The organism is Bacillus hominis (genome assembly GCF_030348325.1).
GTDB lineage: Bacteria > Bacillota > Bacilli > Bacillales > Bacillaceae_G > Bacillus_A > Bacillus_A hominis.
Genome location: NZ_JAUCFS010000005.1, coordinates 4,917,128 through 4,936,552, shown reverse-complemented (window position 1 = coordinate 4,936,552; position 19,425 = coordinate 4,917,128). Strand labels below are relative to the sequence as shown.

The following is a 19,425-nucleotide window of genomic DNA, read 5'->3' as shown; positions in this document are numbered from 1 at the left end:
TTCCGTCAGCTATTTTTTTACCACGGGAGATATTTTTTCCACCAACCCGTCTTTTTCTTCTCTTCACTAACCTTTTCGAACTCTTCTTTATCATCAACGGGATCCATACAATATTCAGTCGGCTCTGTACCTTTTGCGAAATACATTTTCACAGAAATGGGACAATTTTTTGTAGCAATTTTACCGTTTTCAGGGTTAACGTCGACAGCAACAACATCTGTTGGTTGTTTGAACTCTTTTTTAGGCTGTCCATCTAATCCTTTTTCCATCGTATCGGTCCATATTTTTTTTGCGTATCCTTGTTCTGCTACGTTTGAAATGGATTTAGGTTGATCGTATCCAATCCAAACCCCTGTTACAAGCTGCGGGGTAAATCCAATCATCCAACTATCAGTTTCTGTAGAACCAGACTTTCCAGCATATGTTCTTGATAGTTTTGATAACATCGATTGACCGGTCACAGCGGCATAACTGCCTAGTTTTTTATTAAACATACCTGTCATCATTTCTTCCATCACAAAAGTTTTGCTTTTATCTAGAACTTGTTTACTTTCTAAATGAGCGTCGTATAGCATATTTCCTTCATGATCAACGATGCGTCGTATAAAGATTGGTTTTACTTCTTTTCCGCCGTTTGCAAACATGCTATAAGCATTGACCATTTCAATTGGTTTTACAGGAGATGTGCCGAGAGCAAGAGACGGAACATCTTTTAAGGCGCTAGTAATACCGAATTGCTTCGCTGTTTTTGTAAGAATGTCTTCGCCTAAAAATAAATTCGTCTTCACAGCATATACGTTATCAGAAACGGCGAGTGCTTGTGCCATTGTCACAAAATCGTCTGCATAATAGTTTTTATAATTTTTCGGTTTATACTTTGAAACACCGTCACCTAAAGTGAATACAGTGTATTCGCTTTTTAAGCGTGTAGCAGGGGTGAATCCTCGTTCTAAGGCCGCGTAATATAGGAACGGCTTAAATGTAGAGCCAGGCTGGCGAGCGGCTTGTGTAGCCCTGTTAAATTGACTCGTATTATAATCAGTTCCACCAATAAGGGCAGCCACTTCACCTGTTTTTGGATTCATAGAGACGAGGGCAGTTTGGATGTTTGTTGTTTCAGGTATATGATTTTTTACAGCTTGTTCTGCTACAGATTGTAATTTAGGGTCTAGCGTTGTATAAATACGCAAGCCACCTCGCTGTAAGGCTTGCTCATCTAATCCGATATCACGAAGAAGGGAAGCCTGTACAGCATCTTGGAAATAAGGTGCAATTTCTGCAACTGTCTTCGTATCCAATGAGGCAAAAGTAAGTGTTTCCTTTTTTGCCGAGGTAGCTTGCTGTTTTGTAATATAACCTTGTTCTACCATTTCATCTAGTATGAGAGATTGACGCCCTTTCGCACGTTCTTCTTTTAAGAAGGGAGAGTAGACACTTGGTCCTTTCGGGATACCTGCGAGCATACTCGCTTCTGCTAATGTTAATTCTTTTGCTGTTTTATCGAAATATAGACGGGACGCAGCTTCGATACCGTAAGCGCCATGTCCGTAATAAATTGTATTTAAATATCCTTCTAAAATATGATTTTTATTATAGTTCACTTCAAGGCGAACGGTATACATTGCTTCTAATAGTTTACGCTTCCACGTTTTATCATGATCTAAGTATAGGTTACGAGCATACTGTTGTGTAATAGTACTAGCACCTTGTACTTTTGCCATTGCTTTTAAATCGGCAATAATGGCACCAGCAATGCGCTTCATATCAAAGCCATGATGTTTGTAGAATCGTTGATCTTCAATAGATAGTGTCGCCTCTTTTACATAAGAAGAAACTTCATCAAGAGATACATTATAGCGTTTTTGCATTTCATTACTTTGTCCTATAACAGTGTCATCATTAGCGTAAAAGACACTCGTTTGCGGGACCGCAACAGGAGGAGGTCCCATAATTTTTGCAACTATAAGAATAACAAAAAAGGAAAAAACGAAGAAAAGGACGCAAGAAAACATTGCGGTGAAGAAAAGACGTTTATATTTTTTAAGTTTTGGATTCATAGTTTGATCCATCTTTTTTCAGCCCCTCATTAATACAAGCGTTATTGTATTAGTATTGAGGGTTTTGAGTTATTTTAAACAATGAAATTTCGAAAATAAAAAAGCCCCTTCAATTAAGAAAGGAGCTCAAAGGCACGCGCTGGCCAATCGGTAATAATAACATCTACGCCATAATCAATCATAGTTTGTAAATCTTTATATTCATTAATGGTGTAAGGGCGAAAAACGTATCCTTGCCCCTGTGCTAATTGGACAAACTCTTTCGTTAATAATTGAAAGTTTGGATGTAATCCAGTTGCCCCGCGTTTTTTTGCTTCAGCAATAGGATCTGCAAGTGGTGTATCGTACAAAATCGCTCTTGGAATTTCTGGAGCAATTTCTGCTAATAATGAAACGGAATCATGGTTAAATGATGAAAATACAATTTGATTGGATAGATGATATTCGCGAACAAGGGCAACAACCTTATCTTCAATATTTGAATAGTGAATCACATCTGTTTTTAATTCAATGTTAAGTTGTAAATTTGTTGTAGAGAGCCAGATAAATACTTCGCGTAACGTTGGGATTTTTGCTTCATGGAAAGAAGGATCTTTAAAGCTACCGGCATCTAAAGCTTGTAATTCTTCTACAGTTTTCTCGGAAACAAGCCCCACGCCATTTGTTGTGCGATCCACTGTTTCGTCATGAATAACAACTAGTTCACCATCTTTTGATAGATGAACATCAAGTTCAATTCCGTGAGCACCAATGCGTTCAGCTTCTTGGAAGGCAATCATCGTATTTTCTGGGTGTGTTCCTTTTACCCCGCGATGAGCAAAAATAAGTGGTTTATTCATGTGAAAATCTCCTTATCATCTCTTTTTCTTCATTATGAAACTGCCTTGGGAAAAATACAATTGAATAGGAAAAACATTTACAAAAATCTAACAGTTGCATAAAAGTTAACGTTAACGTAAAATGTAATAGTTGAGTGAAGGGAGGAATAAACATGTATAAAATCGATGAAGTAACAAAACAAGTTGGTTTAACAAAACGTACACTTCGTTATTATGAGGAAATTGGTTTAATTCATCCCCCGGAGCGTAGTGAGGGAAACATTCGTCTGTATACAGATGAGGACATTGCAAGAATTAAAAGGATTGTAGAAGCGAAAGAAGTGCTAGGAATTACGCTTCAAGAAATGCAACATTTCTTATCGTTAAAAGAAAGAATGGAACACAGGAGAAATAGCGAGAACCCTCGTGACCGCGAAGTGATTCAAGAAATTAAAGAGATGCTTGCAAAACAAGTGCAAACGCTAGACGAGAAAATGGAGCAAATGCAGCGTGTGAAGGCGGAGCTAGAGGATAGTTTAAGCCGGGCAGTTACATTTTTAGAGAATACCAAAGGAGAGTAATCAAAATGGAGAGCAAACAAAAATTAGGGAGATTGATTACAGTGATCGCTACCTTTCTTGCCTTTTCTGGTATAGGGGTAGTCGATCCGATTTTACCAAGTATTGCTGAACAAATTGGTGCCTCGCATTGGCAAGTCGAGATGTTATTTACAGCATATATTTTAACGATGGCAATTATGATGTTACCAGCTGGAATATTTGCATCAAGATTTGGTGATAAACGAATGATGACAATTGGTCTTGCGATTGTAACTGTATTTGCTTTTATATGCGGTATATCGCAAACGATTGCTCAATTATCTATTTTCCGCGCAGGGTGGGGATTAGGAAATGCGATGTTCTTCGCAACGGCGATGACATTATTAATTGCATTAAGTAAAGAAGTTCATGAAGCAGTAGGATTATATGAAGCAGCCATTGGTTTAGGGATGGCAGGTGGGCCGTTATTAGGCGGGATATTAGGTGGACATTCTTGGCGTTATCCATTTTTTGCGACGAGTATTTTAATTTTCTTAGCATTTATTTTAGTTTTCTTTTTTGTAAAAGAACCGGAGCGAAAAGTGAAGCGTAAAGCAGCGGGCATGGGAGAATTACTTAACTTGGTGAAGTATAAACCATTTATGCAAGGTGCCATTTCAGGGATGTTATATTACTATGGATTTTTCGTTGTTTTAGCATATTCACCACTTATTATGCATTTATCTGCTATTCAATTAGGTTTTGTATTTTGTGGGTGGGGATTAGCGCTAGCTTACGGATCAGCAATTTTAGCGCATAAGCTAGAAGGTAAATATGAACCAAAAACAGTATTAAAGGGTAGTTTACTCGTATTTGCGATGTTATTAATTGCGCTATTCTTCGTGAAAATTATGTGGTTACAAATCGTGTTAATCGTTCTATCTGGATTAGCATCAGGATTAAATAACGCATTATTTACAAGTTATGTAATGGATATTTCACCTTATGAAAGATCTATTACATCAGGTGTTTATAACTTCGTTCGTTGGTTAGGAGGCGCGATTGCTCCTATTTTATCAGGAATTATCGGGCACACAGTTTCACCGCAAAGCCCGTTTTTAGTCGGCGGAATTGTTGTATTAGTTGGTTGTATTATGATTTTAATTCCAATTCGTAAACCGGTAGAAGTAGAGACGAAGGCCCTTTCTTAAGAAAGGGTTTTCTTTCCTATTACAGAGCAAACCCTGTTCACATATATGTTAGAACGCTCTGACTAAAATATATTTTCGGTATTTTTATACTTTTAACTATACTTTTTGGATGTTTTGTTTTATTTTTGTTAGGGGACATTAATGATGTCCCTATTATAAATTTGCATTGAAAGGCGTGATTGTACGATGGAACTATGGTTCACTGAAAAACAAACAAAACATTTTGGAATTACGGCGCGTATTAACCGCACATTACATACGGAGCAAACAGAATTCCAAAAACTTGATATGGTTGAAACGGAAGAGTTCGGAAACATGCTTATTTTAGACGGCATGGTTATGACGACAGAAAAAGACGAGTTCGTTTATCATGAAATGGTAGCGCACGTACCTTTATTTACACATCCAAACCCTGAAAACGTTTTAGTTGTAGGTGGTGGTGATGGCGGTGTTATTCGTGAAGTGTTAAAACACCCAAGCGTAAAGAAAGCAACTCTTGTTGAGATTGATGGGAAAGTAATTGAGTACTCTAAACAGTACTTACCATCAATTGCAGGCGCATTAGACAATGAGCGTGTAGAAGTGAAAGTAGGAGACGGTTTCCTACACATCGCGGAAAGCGAAAATGAATATGACGTAATTATGGTAGATTCTACTGAGCCAGTAGGACCAGCAGTAAACTTATTTACGAAAGGTTTCTACGCTGGAATCTCTAAAGCGTTAAAAGAAGACGGTATTTTCGTTGCGCAAACGGACAACCCTTGGTTCACACCAGAATTAATTACGACTGTGTTTAAAGATGTAAAAGAGATTTTCCCAATTACTCGTTTATACACAGCAAACATTCCGACGTATCCAAGTGGTCTTTGGACATTCACAATCGGATCTAAAAAACATGATCCATTAGAAGTAAGTGAAGAGCGTTTCCACGAAATCGAAACGAAATACTACACGAAAGAATTGCACAATGCAGCATTCGCATTACCGAAATTTGTTGGCGATTTAATTAAGTAAGAAAATCGAATTTTAACAAATAAAGTGTAAATAGCTCATTTAAGGTGTTTGTCCAGAAGACTTGAACATGCTAGCTATTTACACTTCTGTAAAGAAAATCGTCTTCTTGTTATGAAACAGAAGACCCCGGTAAATCGAGAAAGAGGAGCAGTGCGCTCCAAATTTGAGAAATATGAAAGGTTGGGATACCTTAAGTTCCACATAAGGAGGAAAAGAATATGCGTTTTGATGAAGCTTATTCAGGTAAAGTATTTATTAAAAGTCATCCAAGTTTTGAAGAGTCAAAGGTAGTTATTTACGGGATGCCTATGGATTGGACAGTAAGTTACCGTCCGGGATCTCGCTTTGGCCCTGCACGTATTCGTGAAGTATCAATCGGTCTTGAAGAATATAGTCCGTATTTAGATCGTGAACTAGAAGAGGTAAAATATTTTGATGCGGGTGATATCCCATTACCATTCGGAAATGCACAACGCAGCTTAGACATGATTGAAGAGTATGTATCAAAACTTTTAGATGCCGATAAGTTTCCACTAGGTCTCGGCGGTGAGCACTTAGTGTCTTGGCCAATTTTTAAGGCAATGGCAAAAAAATATCCGGATTTAGCAATCATTCATATGGATGCTCATACTGATTTACGTGAATCTTATGAAGGGGAGCCTTTATCCCACTCTACACCAATTCGTAAAGTGTGTGATTTAATTGGTCCGGAAAACGTATATTCTTTCGGAATTCGTTCTGGAATGAAGGAAGAATTTGAATGGGCGAAAGAAGTAGGTATGAACTTATACAAATTTGACGTATTAGAACCGTTAAAAGAAGTATTACCGAAACTTGCAGGACGCCCAGTCTATGTCACAATCGACATTGACGTATTAGACCCAGCTCACGCTCCAGGAACAGGAACGTTAGAAGCTGGAGGTATCACATCTAAAGAATTATTAGATTCCATCGTGGCAATTGCAAATTCAAATATAAATGTAGTTGGAGCAGACCTAGTAGAAGTAGCTCCAGTCTACGACCATAGTGACCAAACACCAGTCGCAGCAAGCAAATTCGTGCGGGAAATGCTGCTCGGTTGGGTGAAATAAAATAAAAGCGGAAGCGGCTCGTTTAGAATGTGAGGGGGATGGAGCTTCAGACGTAGAGGTGCTTTTTGCCTCGAAGGAAGAAGCGAAGCCACCGATCATTCTAGCCGCTGTAGCTGGATAAAATAAGGGCCTCCTACATGAATAGGGGGCCCTTATTTTTTCGTTATGTGTCAGTAAGTCGATATATTAAAAAACCATGGCGAGCCATGAAAAAAAGAGTTATTCTCAAACGATGAGAATAACTCTTTTTCTTATGCCACGTTCTCTTCCGAATTAATTCCGCGAATTTCATCAGCGGAGCGGATTGGATATTTGCGGAATACAATTGATCCAACGTATCCGACAATAGTGGTAACGATTCCACATAATGCAGCAGCGATCGTTACTTTTATAACGTCATTAAATCCGAATAAGACAAGAAGTCCTGGAATTGGTGATGCTGTTCCTGGCGCATTATTAACGAGCTGGAATAGCGATGTAATAATACCAGCAAGTGCACCGCCAACGAAGTTTGTCATATAAATTGGAATTGGATTTGCTGAGACAACATCGGCTTGTGTTAACGGTTCGATTGCTACAGCGATTGTATCTTTCTTGGAACAAATTTTTAGTCGTTTAAAGAAAATGAAGTTCATTGGGGCAGAAGCTGCTACGGCAAGACTACCAATTGCCATTGGTAAACCTGTTAATCCAAGCATTGCAGTTAGTGCCATAGAACTTAATGGAGATGTAGAAATAACTGTGATTAATCCACCAAGCATAATACCCATAATAATAGGACTTTCTGTAGTTGCAACTGAAATCATAGAACCGATTTTACCGAGTGTTGCGTTAACGAGCGGATCCATAAGCATGGCCATTCCACGTGAAATTGGTGCGGCAATAAATAAAATTGCTAAAAATTCTACACCAGCTGGTAATTTCTTTTCGAGAAATTTCACGACAAAGGCACAAACGTATCCGGCGAAAAATCCTGGTAAAATGCCGAATCCACTAGTAGCGATACCGATTAAAACAGCATATACGGGTGAAACACCGATTGCCAATGCTACTAAAATCGCCGCTGCGACACCGCTCATACTACCAGAAGCTTCTCCTACTGATTGTAAAAAGTCATTATGAAACATTTCTCCACCGATATAACGGTGAAATGCTTCAATAAGAAAACTTGCGATTGCTGCATTAGCTAAAGCACCCATTGCTTTCATTCCGTAAGGAGCACGGTAACTAAAAAGTGTAAATAGACAGAGTACAACAAGTAATAGTGCTAAACCTTGCAAGATAGCCATTTGAAAACTGTCTCCTTTGATGTTTGTAGTAAAAATTCGTATCATTCAATAATAATATAAAAGTTTGTTAAACGGAAAAACTTTTTGTCCGGAAATTGCTGTAAGGTTAAAAAGCCTTACAATAATGTAAGGGAAGTGTAAGATATTTCGATAGAGTATAGTATGCTTTTTTTCGTATAATACAGGTATAGACATACGGTTAGTGAGAAAGAAGTGCAAACAGGAGGCGCATGTATGAAGTTGGTAATGAAAGTTTTAGCTGTCTTCGCCATTATTTTAGGTGGTACAGCATATTATTTACAATCAAAAACAGAAGGTGTTGATGCCTTTGTAGACAACTTCTTTTCAAATAAAGAAATACAAGATTATTATGCAGTTATAGATAAAGGTGAGAAAAAAGACGATGAATATTTGTATACATTTAAAGGGTATACGGAAGACGGAAAGCTACAAATCATTAAAAGAATAGTGAACCGTGAATTGCATACAGGTGATTTTGTAAAAATTTATGCAAAGGGTATGCAAGGAAAAGGATGGGCTGAAATCCCGAAAGAATCAATCCCGCAAAAGGCATTACAAAAAATAGAAAAAGCTTAAAAGGAGCGAACAAATCGCTCCTTTTTTAATGCGTTAAAATTGTAATAGATGTGTTCTTTTTATTAGAAGTGATTTTTGCTCTTCCGCCAATTGGGAAGGTGAAAATAGGAGTTGTATGCCCAAAACTAGCATTTGCAATGATAGGTATATGTGTAAGTTCAGGCTTTGAAGCAATCATTTTTTGAATGTCTTCTATTGTACATTCTGCTCCTTTTTGCATTCTCCCTATAACAATGCCTTTTACATGTTCAAAGTCAGGTTGCTGCATAAGAGAATGTAAATATCGATCAAAAGTTTTAAGGGTAGCTTTTTCTGTTAAACTATCCTCTTCAAGAAATAAAATTTTGTCCTGTAAGTTAGGCATAAAGGGCGTACCTTGCAGTAAATTAAATGTGCTCATATTACCACCAATAATATCTCCTGTAGCTTCTCCTTCTTGAATTGAAACATATCCTTCATTTTTAATAAATTCTCGATTTTCCTGATCAATATACCAAGAATCATCGCTCCATGTTTCAGCCGGCAGTATTTCAATAGGCTCATTAGAATTTAAGCATTTTAAAAAGTAATCAGTCGTATAATCAAGGCCTTTCTCCATTCCAAATGAAGAGAAGTGAGGACCTGAATATGTAACTAAGCCTGTTTTAGCATAAATCGCGTTGTTTAAAGCGGTAATATCAGAATAACCGCAGAAAATTTTCGGGTTTTCCTGAATTAAATTATAATCGAGGTATTTTAATAAACCGTTAGAGTTGTATCCTCCAAGTGTCGTCAAAATTGCTTTTACATTAGGGGCTCTAAATGCTTCATGAAAATCTTGAATTCGTGAAGAAACAGAGGATGAAGAAAAGTGATCTATTTCTTCAGCATTTTTTGAGAATGTAACTTGAAAGCCCATATCGGTTAATCTTTTCGTAGCAAGCTCTCGGTTCGTATTTGAGACAATACTTAAACTACAAGATGGTGAAATAACTCTTATTTCATCACCTTTTTTTAATTTTGTTGGTAGCACCAAATTCACCCCTTGAAATGAAAGAATATTTAGATTTAAAAAATATTTTAACATATGAAATAAAGTGAAGGTGAATTATTTTTTGAAAAGGAGTTTTCCTGATTTTTCAGCAGACAGACAGAGTCTTTTTTTGATATGATAGGAAAAGTGATTTATTATAAGTAGTATTTAATATCTATAACATTTGAAAGGTGTGCAAGACGTGAAAAAACAACTTGCAGGCTTGCCGGTACACGTTCATTTCGTAACAGAAATCCGTGAAGGGGCGAGGAAGGAAACCGTTGCTTTTGAAGCAAATGGTCAATACTATGTAAAAGGTCAAGGTACATATATAACATTCCAAGAGCCGAACGAACAAGGCGAAGTGAAAACAATTATTAAAATTCAAGATGAACAAGTTCTCATTATGCGTTCAGGTGCTATTTCTATGCGTCAGACGCATGTGAAAGGTGAATGGACAACTGGTACGTATACGAGTGAACTTGGTACGTTTGCATTGCAAACAAAGACTGATAACGTTCTTTTTAAATGGTCGGATGAAAAGAAAAAAGGACAACTCTTCTTAACGTACGCATTGCTTCTAAGTGAACAAGAAGCTGGCAGATATACAATTACACTTAATTTGAAGGAGGCAAAATAATGAATTCTTTAGAACAAGTAAAAGGATTGATTAAAGAAGAAATTCAAGCTGCTGTATTAAAGGCAGAATTAGCGACAGAAGAACAAATTCCAAACGTTGTATTAGAATCTCCAAAAGATAAAACAAATGGTGACTTCTCTACAAATATGGCAATGCAACTTGCACGCGTTGCGAAAAAAGCACCTCGTATGATTGCAGAAGAATTAGTTGCAAACTTCGATAAAGCAAAAGCTTCTATTGAAAAAATTGAAATCGCTGGTCCTGGTTTCATTAACTTCTACATGGATAATAGCTACTTAACAGACTTAATCCCAACAATCGTCAACGCTGGTGAAGCATACGGTGAAACGAATACTGGTAAAGGTGAAAAAGTACAAATTGAGTTCGTATCTGCGAATCCAACAGGCGATCTTCACTTAGGACATGCACGTGGTGCGGCAGTAGGTGACACTTTATGTAACGTATTAGCAAAAGCAGGATACGATGTATCTCGTGAGTACTACATTAATGATGCTGGTAACCAAATTCATAACTTAGCTCTTTCTGTTGAAGCTCGTTACATGCAAGCTTTAGGTTTAGAGAAAGAAATGCCAGAAGACGGTTACCATGGTGCGGACATCATTGGAATCGGTAAACGTTTAGCAGAAGAGTTTGGCGATCGTTATGCAAAAGCTGATGCAGAAGAAAGCTATGAATTCTATCGTTCATACGGTTTGAAATATGAATTAGCAAAACTTCAAAAAGACTTAGAAAGCTTCCGTGTTAACTTCGATGTGTGGTTCTCAGAAACATCATTATACAAAAACGGAAAAATTGATGCTGCACTTGCAGTATTAAAAGAGCGTGATGAAATCTTTGAAGAAGGCGGAGCAACTTGGTTCCGTTCAATGACTTACGGTGACGATAAAAACCGTGTATTAATTAAAAACGACGGTTCTTACACATACTTAACGCCAGATATCGCTTATCACCGCGATAAATTAGAGCGTGGTTTTGATAAATTAATCAACATTTGGGGTGCTGATCATCACGGTTACATTCCTCGTATGAAAGCTGCTATTCAAGCGCTAGGTTACGATAAAGACACTCTTGAAGTAGAAATCATTCAAATGGTACAACTGTATCAAAATGGTGAAAAAATGAAGATGAGTAAGCGTACAGGTAAAGCAGTTACACTTCGTGAGCTTATGGAAGAAGTAGGCGTGGACGCAATGCGTTACTTCTTCGCAATGCGTAGTGGTGATTCTCATTTAGACTTCGATATGGACTTAGCTGTATCAAAATCTAATGAAAACCCAGTATACTATGCACAATACGCTCATGCTCGTGTATGCAGTATCCTTCGTCAAGGTGAAGAGTTAGGATTAGCTACAGGTGGAGACGTGAATTACAAACTTGTTACTTCTGAGAAAGAAGTAGAGTTACTGAAAAAACTTGGTGAATTCCCAGCTGTAGTTGCGGATGCAGCGCAAAAACGCCTGCCACACCGCATTACAAGCTATGCATTTGAATTAGCAGCAGCATTACACAGCTTCTACAATGCAGAAAAAGTATTAAACCAAGATAACTTAGAATTAAGTAAAGCTCGTTACGAATTAATGAAAGCAGTACGCACTACACTTCAAAATGCATTAGCAATCGTAGGAGTATCTGCACCAGAAAAAATGTAATAGACAAAAGAAAAGATACTTATTTTTGTTTAGAAGTGATATACAAGTTGATATAAAGACATCTAATCAGTCTATACACTGATTAGATGTCAAAGAAAGAAGATCAACGAAAAGACGTATGGGGGAGAACCTCACGTACGTCTTGATGAGGGTAAACTGAAATGAAAAAGAGATGGCAGAGCTGTCTCTTTTTTTTATTTCAGTTTACTAATATAAATACATGTGACAAATATATGTTATGGTGATGAAGTGAAAATAGTAAAGTACCAATTAACTATTGATTTTTAGGAACGATTCTAGAATAATAGACTGTCGGGGGTAAAATTATTAAAAATCCATATATGTATTATTAGTTGGTGGAATGTTACTAGGAAATGGTGTGATTGTTGTAAAAAACATTGTTACAGCTATGCCAAATACTAAAATAACAATTCATCTAACCAAGTATCTAACCAATTAGTAATTAATCTTGAAAACTTCCAGCTTAGTCAAGAAACTAGGGGGATATGTTTAAAATAGTACATATAGTACAATTGAAGTTTTCATGATTTGATAAAAAATAATGAAAGGATATAAATCTCTCGGTTTTGATATTATCATCATATATAAGCTCATTTTAATTCTTCGACATAGCCATGGAACCCATTAGGCAAAGTGTTTTTTCTCGACACTCATTTATATACTCCAAAAATGAAAAGACTGAATTTCGTATTTCTATGCGATTTACATGAAATCAGTTGACAATCATACTCTTTTTTATTTACCCCTAAATTCGGTCCACTGTATTCAAATTTGGAGAATATGACTATCATCTTGCATAGGCAAACAATACTTCATCCAGAGCGTTTTTAATTATATAATGCTGGCGGTGGAACGCTTCTTGTTCTACTTGTTTCGGTGTGTAGGTCGGCTGTGTAACTAAACACAAAAGGTTTTAACATATGGCCAATTTCACCGCAAATTATAATGGCAGAAAACGCATCTTCAATAACATCTTTTAGAATACGAGTATCCAAGTATGTTTCACAGTTCGAACTTTCCTTGGCTGATATGCTAATTTCGATTATAGATGGTACTTCTTGTTATTCTTTAGGAGGATAAGTAAGGAAGTTGACCAAATGTATATTTACTGTGAAGTAGCTTGGCCATACTTTCCGACAATGAAATTTTTGCATTTATAGAGCAAGCGTTTGCGTTGGTATGGAGAAATTTCGGAAACTCTACAGCATAATAAGACAATGACCGTCATGAGTTTTATCGTGAGTGCTTGTTGAGTGGTCTTCTTCTGACTTTGAAGTTGTTTGTCCGTTCATGGGTATTTATAATTTGAATTCCTTTATCAAAATTTGTCCTGTATCTGTTTTTGTTAAACAGTATATACGATAAATAAAATGCCGGAGAAATTAGATGAATCTATATAAAAGTCAAACTGCAATTTTTTAAGTAATAGAAGGATTGAAAAAGAGAAAAAGATGATAATAGCTGTCAAACAAGTTTTAGTAAAGTGGCTTAATGACATTGAATAGTAGAATCTTTGTCATAGTATGCTTGTACCAGGATCTATCTATTTTTAATTTTATAGGAGGATAACATAAAATATGTATTTAAAAAGAGTTACTTCGATTTTTTCGATTATAATGATTTTCATGTTTACCATAGGTCAGGGTTTGCTACCTATAGTAGCAAATGCACAAGAGCTAAACACAGCAGGACTTGTGGATAGTTTTCAGATTGGTAAAACAAATCTAAGTACCACAGAAAGGACTAAAGTAACTGTAAACTTCAGTGAAAAAGATGGACTTAGGCTGAAGCCTGGAGACACACTAACATTAACACTGCCTCCAGAATTAAAAGGATTAAATATCGAGTTTCTATTAAATGACTATGGTACTTGTAAAGTTACAGCAGGTACTGTGGTATGTACATTTAATGATAAAGTGGATACATATGAAAATATTCAAGGGTATTTAAACTTTTTCGTAGAAGCTACTAATGTAGGAACGGATCAAAAGAAAGAGATTGAAACCAATTTTGGTACAACTGTAGATAAGCAGTCTGTAACAATTACCGGCCCAAGCAGTGGTGGTGGTACAGATCCTGGAAAGCCACCGTTTTTTTATAAAACTGGTGATATGAACTCAGGTAAGGACGATGAAGTACGTTGGTTCTTGAATATAAACTTAGCTAAAGAAGAGTTAAGTCGTAATATTGTTGTGACTGATAATTTACAGGAAGGTCAAACACTTAATAAGAATAGTTTCTATATAATTGTAGATGATTATCTAGGTCGTCGATCTTTAACGCTACAAGAGCTTGAAGGGCAAGGTTACGGAACAATTACCTTTACCGGGGACAAATCATTTAAAGTTGTGCTTAATAAAGATAAAGCACGTCTCGCCTCCTTTTCGATTGGTTATACATCTACTATAACGGAAGCTGGGAAGACGCAAGATTTTTTTAAGAATGATTATACGATTGATTACCAAGTTCTAAACGAAGAACCAGTTACTGAATCGGGTACTCATCCAGTCGAAAATATGACAGCTGGCGGTGGTGCTACCGGTAACAAGGTCCCAAAAGGAAAGCTGAAAATTATTAAATATATTGAAGGAAATAAAGAAAAAGTAATCCCGAATGTTTCGTTTAAGTTGTATAAAGAGTCTGGTGAACAAGTTGGAGGCGAATATACAACAAATGAAAAAGGGATAGTTGAAACTCCTCAATTATCACCAGGTAAATATTATGTACAAGAGGTTTCAGCTCCAGACTATATTGATTTCGATCCCCAGAAAAAAATAGAGTTTGAAATAAAATCAGATTCTGAAAATGGAATCGAGTTGCCAATTTCCAACAACGTGAAAACTACATCTGTTTCAGGAACGAAGATGTGGAAAGGCGATAACGAGAAAGATCGTCCAAGTTCAATCAAAGTAGAATTACTACAAAATGAGAAAGTAGTAGACACGAAAGAAGTAACGGCGGCAGATGGTTGGAAATACAAATTTGACAACCTAGTAGTCTATGATGCAAATGGAGTAGCGTACAAGTATGAAGTAAAAGAACAACCGATAGATGGATACACAACAGAAGTAAGTGGTTATGACATTACAAATACAAAAGTGGTACAAACAACCAAAGTAGAAGGAACGAAAACATGGAAGGACGGAAATGCGGAAGGTCGTCCGACGATGATTAAAGTAGACTTACTACAAAACGGTACAGTGATTGCGACGCAAGAAGTAAGCGAAGCAACAGGCTGGAAATATGAATTTAAAGATTTGGTGATAAACGATGCAGACGGAAAAGCATACCAGTATGAAGTGAAAGAACAAGCAGTAGACGGATACGAATCAAAAGTAAATGGTTATGACATCACGAATACAAAAGTAGGCAAGACATCAGCTGCAGGAACGAAGACGTGGAAAGGTGGCACAGAGGAAGAGCATAAAGCCATCAAAGTAGACTTACTACAAAACGGTACAGTGATTGCGACACAAGAAGTAAGCAAAGAAGCAGGTTGGAAGTATGAATTTAAATATTTAGTAGCGTTCGACGAAAATGGAAAAGCATACAAGTATGAAGTGAAAGAACAACCGGTAGATGGATACGAATCAAAAGTAAATGGTTATGACATCACGAATACAAAAGTAGGTAAGACATCAGTTGCAGGAACGAAGACGTGGAACGATAACAATGCATCAGATCGTCCGAAAACCATCAAAGTAGATTTAGTACAAAAAGATAACTCACAAGCACAAAAAGAAACAGTGATTGCGACGCAAGAAGTAAGTGAAGCAACAGGCTGGAAGTATGAGTTTAAAGATTTAGTAGCGTATGATGAAAATGGAGTAGCATACAAGTATGAAGTGAAAGAACAAGCAGTACCAGGATATGAATCAAAAGTAAATGGTTATGATATCACAAATACAAAAGTAGGCGAAACAAAAGTAGAAGGAACGAAGACATGGAAAGACGATAATGCGAAAGATCGTCCGAAAATGATCAAAGTAGACCTTTTACAAAATGGTAAAGTAGTAGATACAAAAGAAGTAACAGCAGTAACAGAATGGAAGTACACATTTGAAAACCTCCAAGCATATGATGCAAACGGAGTAGCGTACAAGTATGAAGTGAAAGAACAAGCAGTAGATGGATACAAACCGGAAGTCAACGGTTATGACATCACAAATACAAAAGTAGGTCAAACAAAAGTAGAAGGAATGAAAACATGGAAAGACGATAACGCGAAAGATCGTCCGGAAATGATTAAAGTAGACCTACTACAAAATGGTACAGTGATTGCGACGCAAGAAGTAAGCAAAGCAACAGGCTGGAAATACGAATTCAAAAATTTAGCGGCATACGATGCCGAAGGTAAGGCATACAAGTATGAAGTGAAAGAACAAGCAGTAGACGGATATCAAACAGAAGTCAACGGTTATGACATCACGAATATAAAGGTTGGTCAAACAAAAGTAGAGGGAACGAAGGTATGGAAGGACGGAAATGGTGAAGGGCGTCCAGAAACAATCAAAGTCGACCTACTACAAAATGGCAAGGTAATCGATACAAAAGAAGTAAGCGCAGCAAGCGAATGGAAATATTCGTTTACAGATTTAGTGGCATACGATGCCGAAGGTAAGGCATATAAGTATGAAGTAAAAGAACAACCAGTAGACGGATATCGAACAGAAGTAAAAGGTTATGACATTACGAATACAAAAGTAAGCAAGACGAAAGTAGAAGGAACGAAAACATGGAAAGACGATAATGCGAAAGATCGTCCAACAATGATTAAAGTAGATTTACTACAAAATGGTAAAGTAGTAGACACAAAAGAAGTAAGCAAAGCAACAAATTGGAAGTACACATTTGAAAACCTACAAGCATACGATGCAAACGGAGTAGCATACAAGTATGAAGTAAAAGAACAAGCAGTAGACGGATACCAAACAGAAGTACATGGTTATGACATCACGAATATTAAAGTTGGGCAAACAAAAGTAGAAGGAACGAAAATGTGGAAAGACGATAATGCGAAAGATCGTCCGACGATGATTAAAGTAGACTTACTACAAAATGGCCAAGTAATCGCAACACAAGAAGTAACAGAAGCAAGCGGTTGGAAGTATGAATTCAAAGATTTAGCGGCATACGATGCCGAAGGCAAGGCATATAAGTATGAAGTAAAAGAACAAGCGGTAGATGGATATCAATCCAAAGTAAAAGGTTATGACATTACAAATACAAAAGTAGGTCAAACAAAAGTAGAAGGAACAAAAACGTGGAAAGACGATAATGCGAAAGATCGTCCGACGATGATTAAAGTAGACTTACTACAAAATGGCCAAGTAATCGCAACACAAGAAGTGAGCGCAGCAAGCGAATGGAAATATGCGTTCACAGATTTAGCGGCATATGATGCCGAAGGTAAGGCATATAAGTATGAAGTAAAAGAACAAGCAGTAGACGGATATCAATCGGAAGTAAACGGTAATGACATCACGAATACAAAAGTAGGCAAGACGAAAGTAGAAGGAACGAAAACGTGGAAGGATGATAATGCGAAAGATCGTCCGAATATGATTAAAGTAGACTTACTACAAAATGGCCAAGTAATCGCAACACAAGAAGTAACAGAAGCAACAGGTTGGAAATATGAATTCACAGATTTAGCGGCATACGATGCCGAAGGTAAGGCATACAAGTATGAAGTGAAAGAACAAGCAGTAGACGGATATCAAACAGAAGTAAAAGGTAATGACATCACGAATACAAAGATTGGTCAAACAAAAGTAGAAGGAACGAAGACATGGAAAGACGATAATTCATCAGAACGTCCGACAATGATTAAAGTAGACTTACTACAAAATGGCCAAGTAATCGCAACACAAGAAGTAAGCGCAGCAAGCGGTTGGAAGTATGAATTCAAAGATTTAGCGGCATACGATGCCGAAGGCAAGGCATATAAGTATGAAGTGAAAGAACAAGCGGTAGATGGATATCAATCCAAAGTAAAAGGTTATGACATTACAAATACAAAAGTAGGTCAAACAAAAGTAGAAGGAACAAAAACGTGGAAAGACGATAATGCGAAAGATCGTCCGAATATGATCAAAGTAGACTTACTACAAAATGGCCAAGTAATCGCAACACAAGAAGTGAGCGCAGCAAGCGAATGGAAATATGCGTTTAAAGATTTAGCAGCATATGATGAGAATGGTGTAGCTTACAAGTATGAAGTGAAAGAACAAGCAGTAGACGGATATCAATCAAAAGTCAAAGGTAATGACATCACAAATACAAAAGTAGGTCAAACAAAAGTAGAAGGAACGAAGACATGGAAAGACGATAATTCATCAGAACGTCCTTCAATGATTAAAGTAGACTTACTACAAAATGGCCAAGTAATCGCAACACAAGAGGTGAGCGCAGCAAGCGATTGGAAGTATGAATTCAAAGATTTAGCGGCATATGATGCCGAAGGCAAGGCATATAAGTATGAAGTAAAAGAACAAGCGGTAGATGGATATCAATCCAAAGTAAAAGGTTATGACATTACAAATACAAAAGTAGGTCAAACAAAAGTAGAAGGAACAAAAAAGTGGAAAGACGATAATGCGAAAGATCGTCCTTCAATGATTAAAGTAGACTTACTACAAAATGGCAAGGTAATCGATACAAAAGAAGTAAGCGCAGCAAGCGAATGGAAATATGCGTTTACAGATTTAGCGGCATATGATGCCGAAGGTAAGGCATATAAGTATGAAGTAAAAGAACAAGCAGTAGACGGATATCAAACAGAAGTCAAAGGTTATGACATCACGAATACAAAGGTTGGCAAAACAAAAGTAGAAGGAACGAAAACATGGAAAGACGATAATTCATCAGAACGTCCGACGATGATTAAAGTAGACCTACTACAAAATGGCCAAGTAATCGCAACACAAGAAGTAAGCGCAGCAAGCGAATGGAAATATGTGTTTACAGATTTAGCAGCATACGATGCCGAAGGTAAGGCGTACAAGTATGAAGTGAAAGAACAAGCAGTAGCGGGATACAAATCTGAAGTAAAAGGATATGACATCACGAATACAAAAATCAAGGACGAACCAGGTGTAGATCCAAAAGATCCAAGTACAGATCCGAAAGATCCAAGCACAGATCCAAAAGATCCAAGCACAGATCCAAAAGATCCAAGCACAGATCCAAAAGATCCAAGTACAGATCCAAACGCAAATACAGACAAAAATAGCGATTCAAAAGTTCCACCTACTACAGAAAATGATAAGCCAACATTACTTCCTAACACAGGAGGAACATCAGCAGAAATGAGTTCAATTCTTGGAGGTATTGTATTATTCCTTTTAGGTGGAATCCTACTCGCTCGTCAGCGAATAAAATAATAAAAAAGATTTAGATTATTGATTACACTGTAATCTGAGTAGCAGACAAATTAAAAAATTACTATTGATATTACGCCCTTT

Annotated in this window: 12 protein-coding genes; 8 read left to right on the top strand and 4 right to left on the bottom strand. The window is 37.0% G+C overall.

What is annotated here, in order from left to right; translation table 11 throughout:
* Positions 1-17 precede the first annotated feature (17 nt).
* Positions 18-2,069, bottom strand: a complete 2,052-nt coding sequence (locus tag QUF93_RS28215) for a transglycosylase domain-containing protein (RefSeq protein ID WP_289375957.1) — start codon at positions 2,067-2,069, stop codon at positions 18-20.
* A gap of 101 nt (positions 2,070-2,170) precedes the next feature.
* Entirely contained in the window at positions 2,171-2,896 is a 726-nt protein-coding gene (locus QUF93_RS28210) for a glycerophosphodiester phosphodiesterase (RefSeq protein WP_289360884.1), read from the bottom strand.
* Positions 2,897-3,048: 152 nt separating this feature from the next.
* Between QUF93_RS28210 and QUF93_RS28205 the strand changes: the two genes are divergently transcribed.
* The 4 genes from QUF93_RS28205 to speB all read left to right on the top strand — a co-directional run bounded on the left by QUF93_RS28205 (position 3,049) and on the right by speB (position 6,730).
* Positions 3,049-3,456 (top strand): MerR family transcriptional regulator, encoded by a 408-nt coding sequence (locus QUF93_RS28205; RefSeq protein ID WP_289360883.1) that lies wholly within the window; start codon positions 3,049-3,051, stop codon positions 3,454-3,456.
* 5 nt (positions 3,457-3,461) lie between these two features.
* Complete coding sequence (locus QUF93_RS28200) at positions 3,462-4,625, top strand: MFS transporter (RefSeq protein WP_098268626.1); 1,164 nt, start codon at positions 3,462-3,464, stop codon at positions 4,623-4,625.
* Positions 4,626-4,811: 186 nt separating this feature from the next.
* Positions 4,812-5,639 carry a polyamine aminopropyltransferase gene (gene speE, locus QUF93_RS28195; RefSeq protein ID WP_000424696.1) on the top strand — a complete coding sequence of 276 codons (828 nt, stop codon included), beginning with the start codon at positions 4,812-4,814 and terminating at the stop codon, positions 5,637-5,639.
* A 218-nt stretch (positions 5,640-5,857) separates the two neighbouring features.
* On the top strand, positions 5,858-6,730 hold the full coding sequence (gene speB / locus QUF93_RS28190; protein ID WP_001209831.1) for an agmatinase: 873 nt from the start codon (positions 5,858-5,860) through the stop codon (positions 6,728-6,730).
* 251 nt (positions 6,731-6,981) lie between these two features.
* On the opposite strand, the gene QUF93_RS28185 is transcribed toward speB, so the two are convergent.
* On the bottom strand, positions 6,982-8,019 hold the full coding sequence (locus QUF93_RS28185) for a PTS sugar transporter subunit IIC (RefSeq protein WP_289360882.1): 1,038 nt from the start codon (positions 8,017-8,019) through the stop codon (positions 6,982-6,984).
* Between the two features lie 234 nt (positions 8,020-8,253).
* On the opposite strand from QUF93_RS28185, the gene QUF93_RS28180 reads away from it, so the two are divergent.
* Complete coding sequence (locus tag QUF93_RS28180) at positions 8,254-8,616, top strand: YxeA family protein (protein ID WP_289360881.1); 363 nt, start codon at positions 8,254-8,256, stop codon at positions 8,614-8,616.
* Between the two features lie 25 nt (positions 8,617-8,641).
* Here QUF93_RS28180 and QUF93_RS28175 read toward each other — a convergent pair whose 3' ends face one another.
* Positions 8,642-9,682, bottom strand: coding sequence for a S66 family peptidase (locus QUF93_RS28175; protein ID WP_289360880.1), 1,041 nt, complete (start codon positions 9,680-9,682; stop codon positions 8,642-8,644).
* A gap of 148 nt (positions 9,683-9,830) precedes the next feature.
* Here QUF93_RS28175 and QUF93_RS28170 point away from each other — a divergent pair, with 148 nt between their 5' ends.
* The 3 genes from QUF93_RS28170 to QUF93_RS28160 all read left to right on the top strand — a co-directional run bounded on the left by QUF93_RS28170 (position 9,831) and on the right by QUF93_RS28160 (position 19,344).
* Positions 9,831-10,268 (top strand): YwiB family protein, encoded by a 438-nt coding sequence (locus tag QUF93_RS28170; RefSeq protein ID WP_002089794.1) that lies wholly within the window; start codon positions 9,831-9,833, stop codon positions 10,266-10,268.
* Positions 10,268-11,938, top strand: coding sequence for an arginine--tRNA ligase (gene argS, locus QUF93_RS28165; RefSeq protein WP_289360879.1), 1,671 nt, complete (start codon positions 10,268-10,270; stop codon positions 11,936-11,938). Before QUF93_RS28170 ends, argS begins: the two co-directional genes overlap by 1 nt.
* A gap of 1,646 nt (positions 11,939-13,584) precedes the next feature.
* Complete coding sequence (locus tag QUF93_RS28160; protein ID WP_434476087.1) at positions 13,585-19,344, top strand: Cna B-type domain-containing protein; 5,760 nt, start codon at positions 13,585-13,587, stop codon at positions 19,342-19,344.
* Positions 19,345-19,425 lie beyond the last annotated feature (81 nt).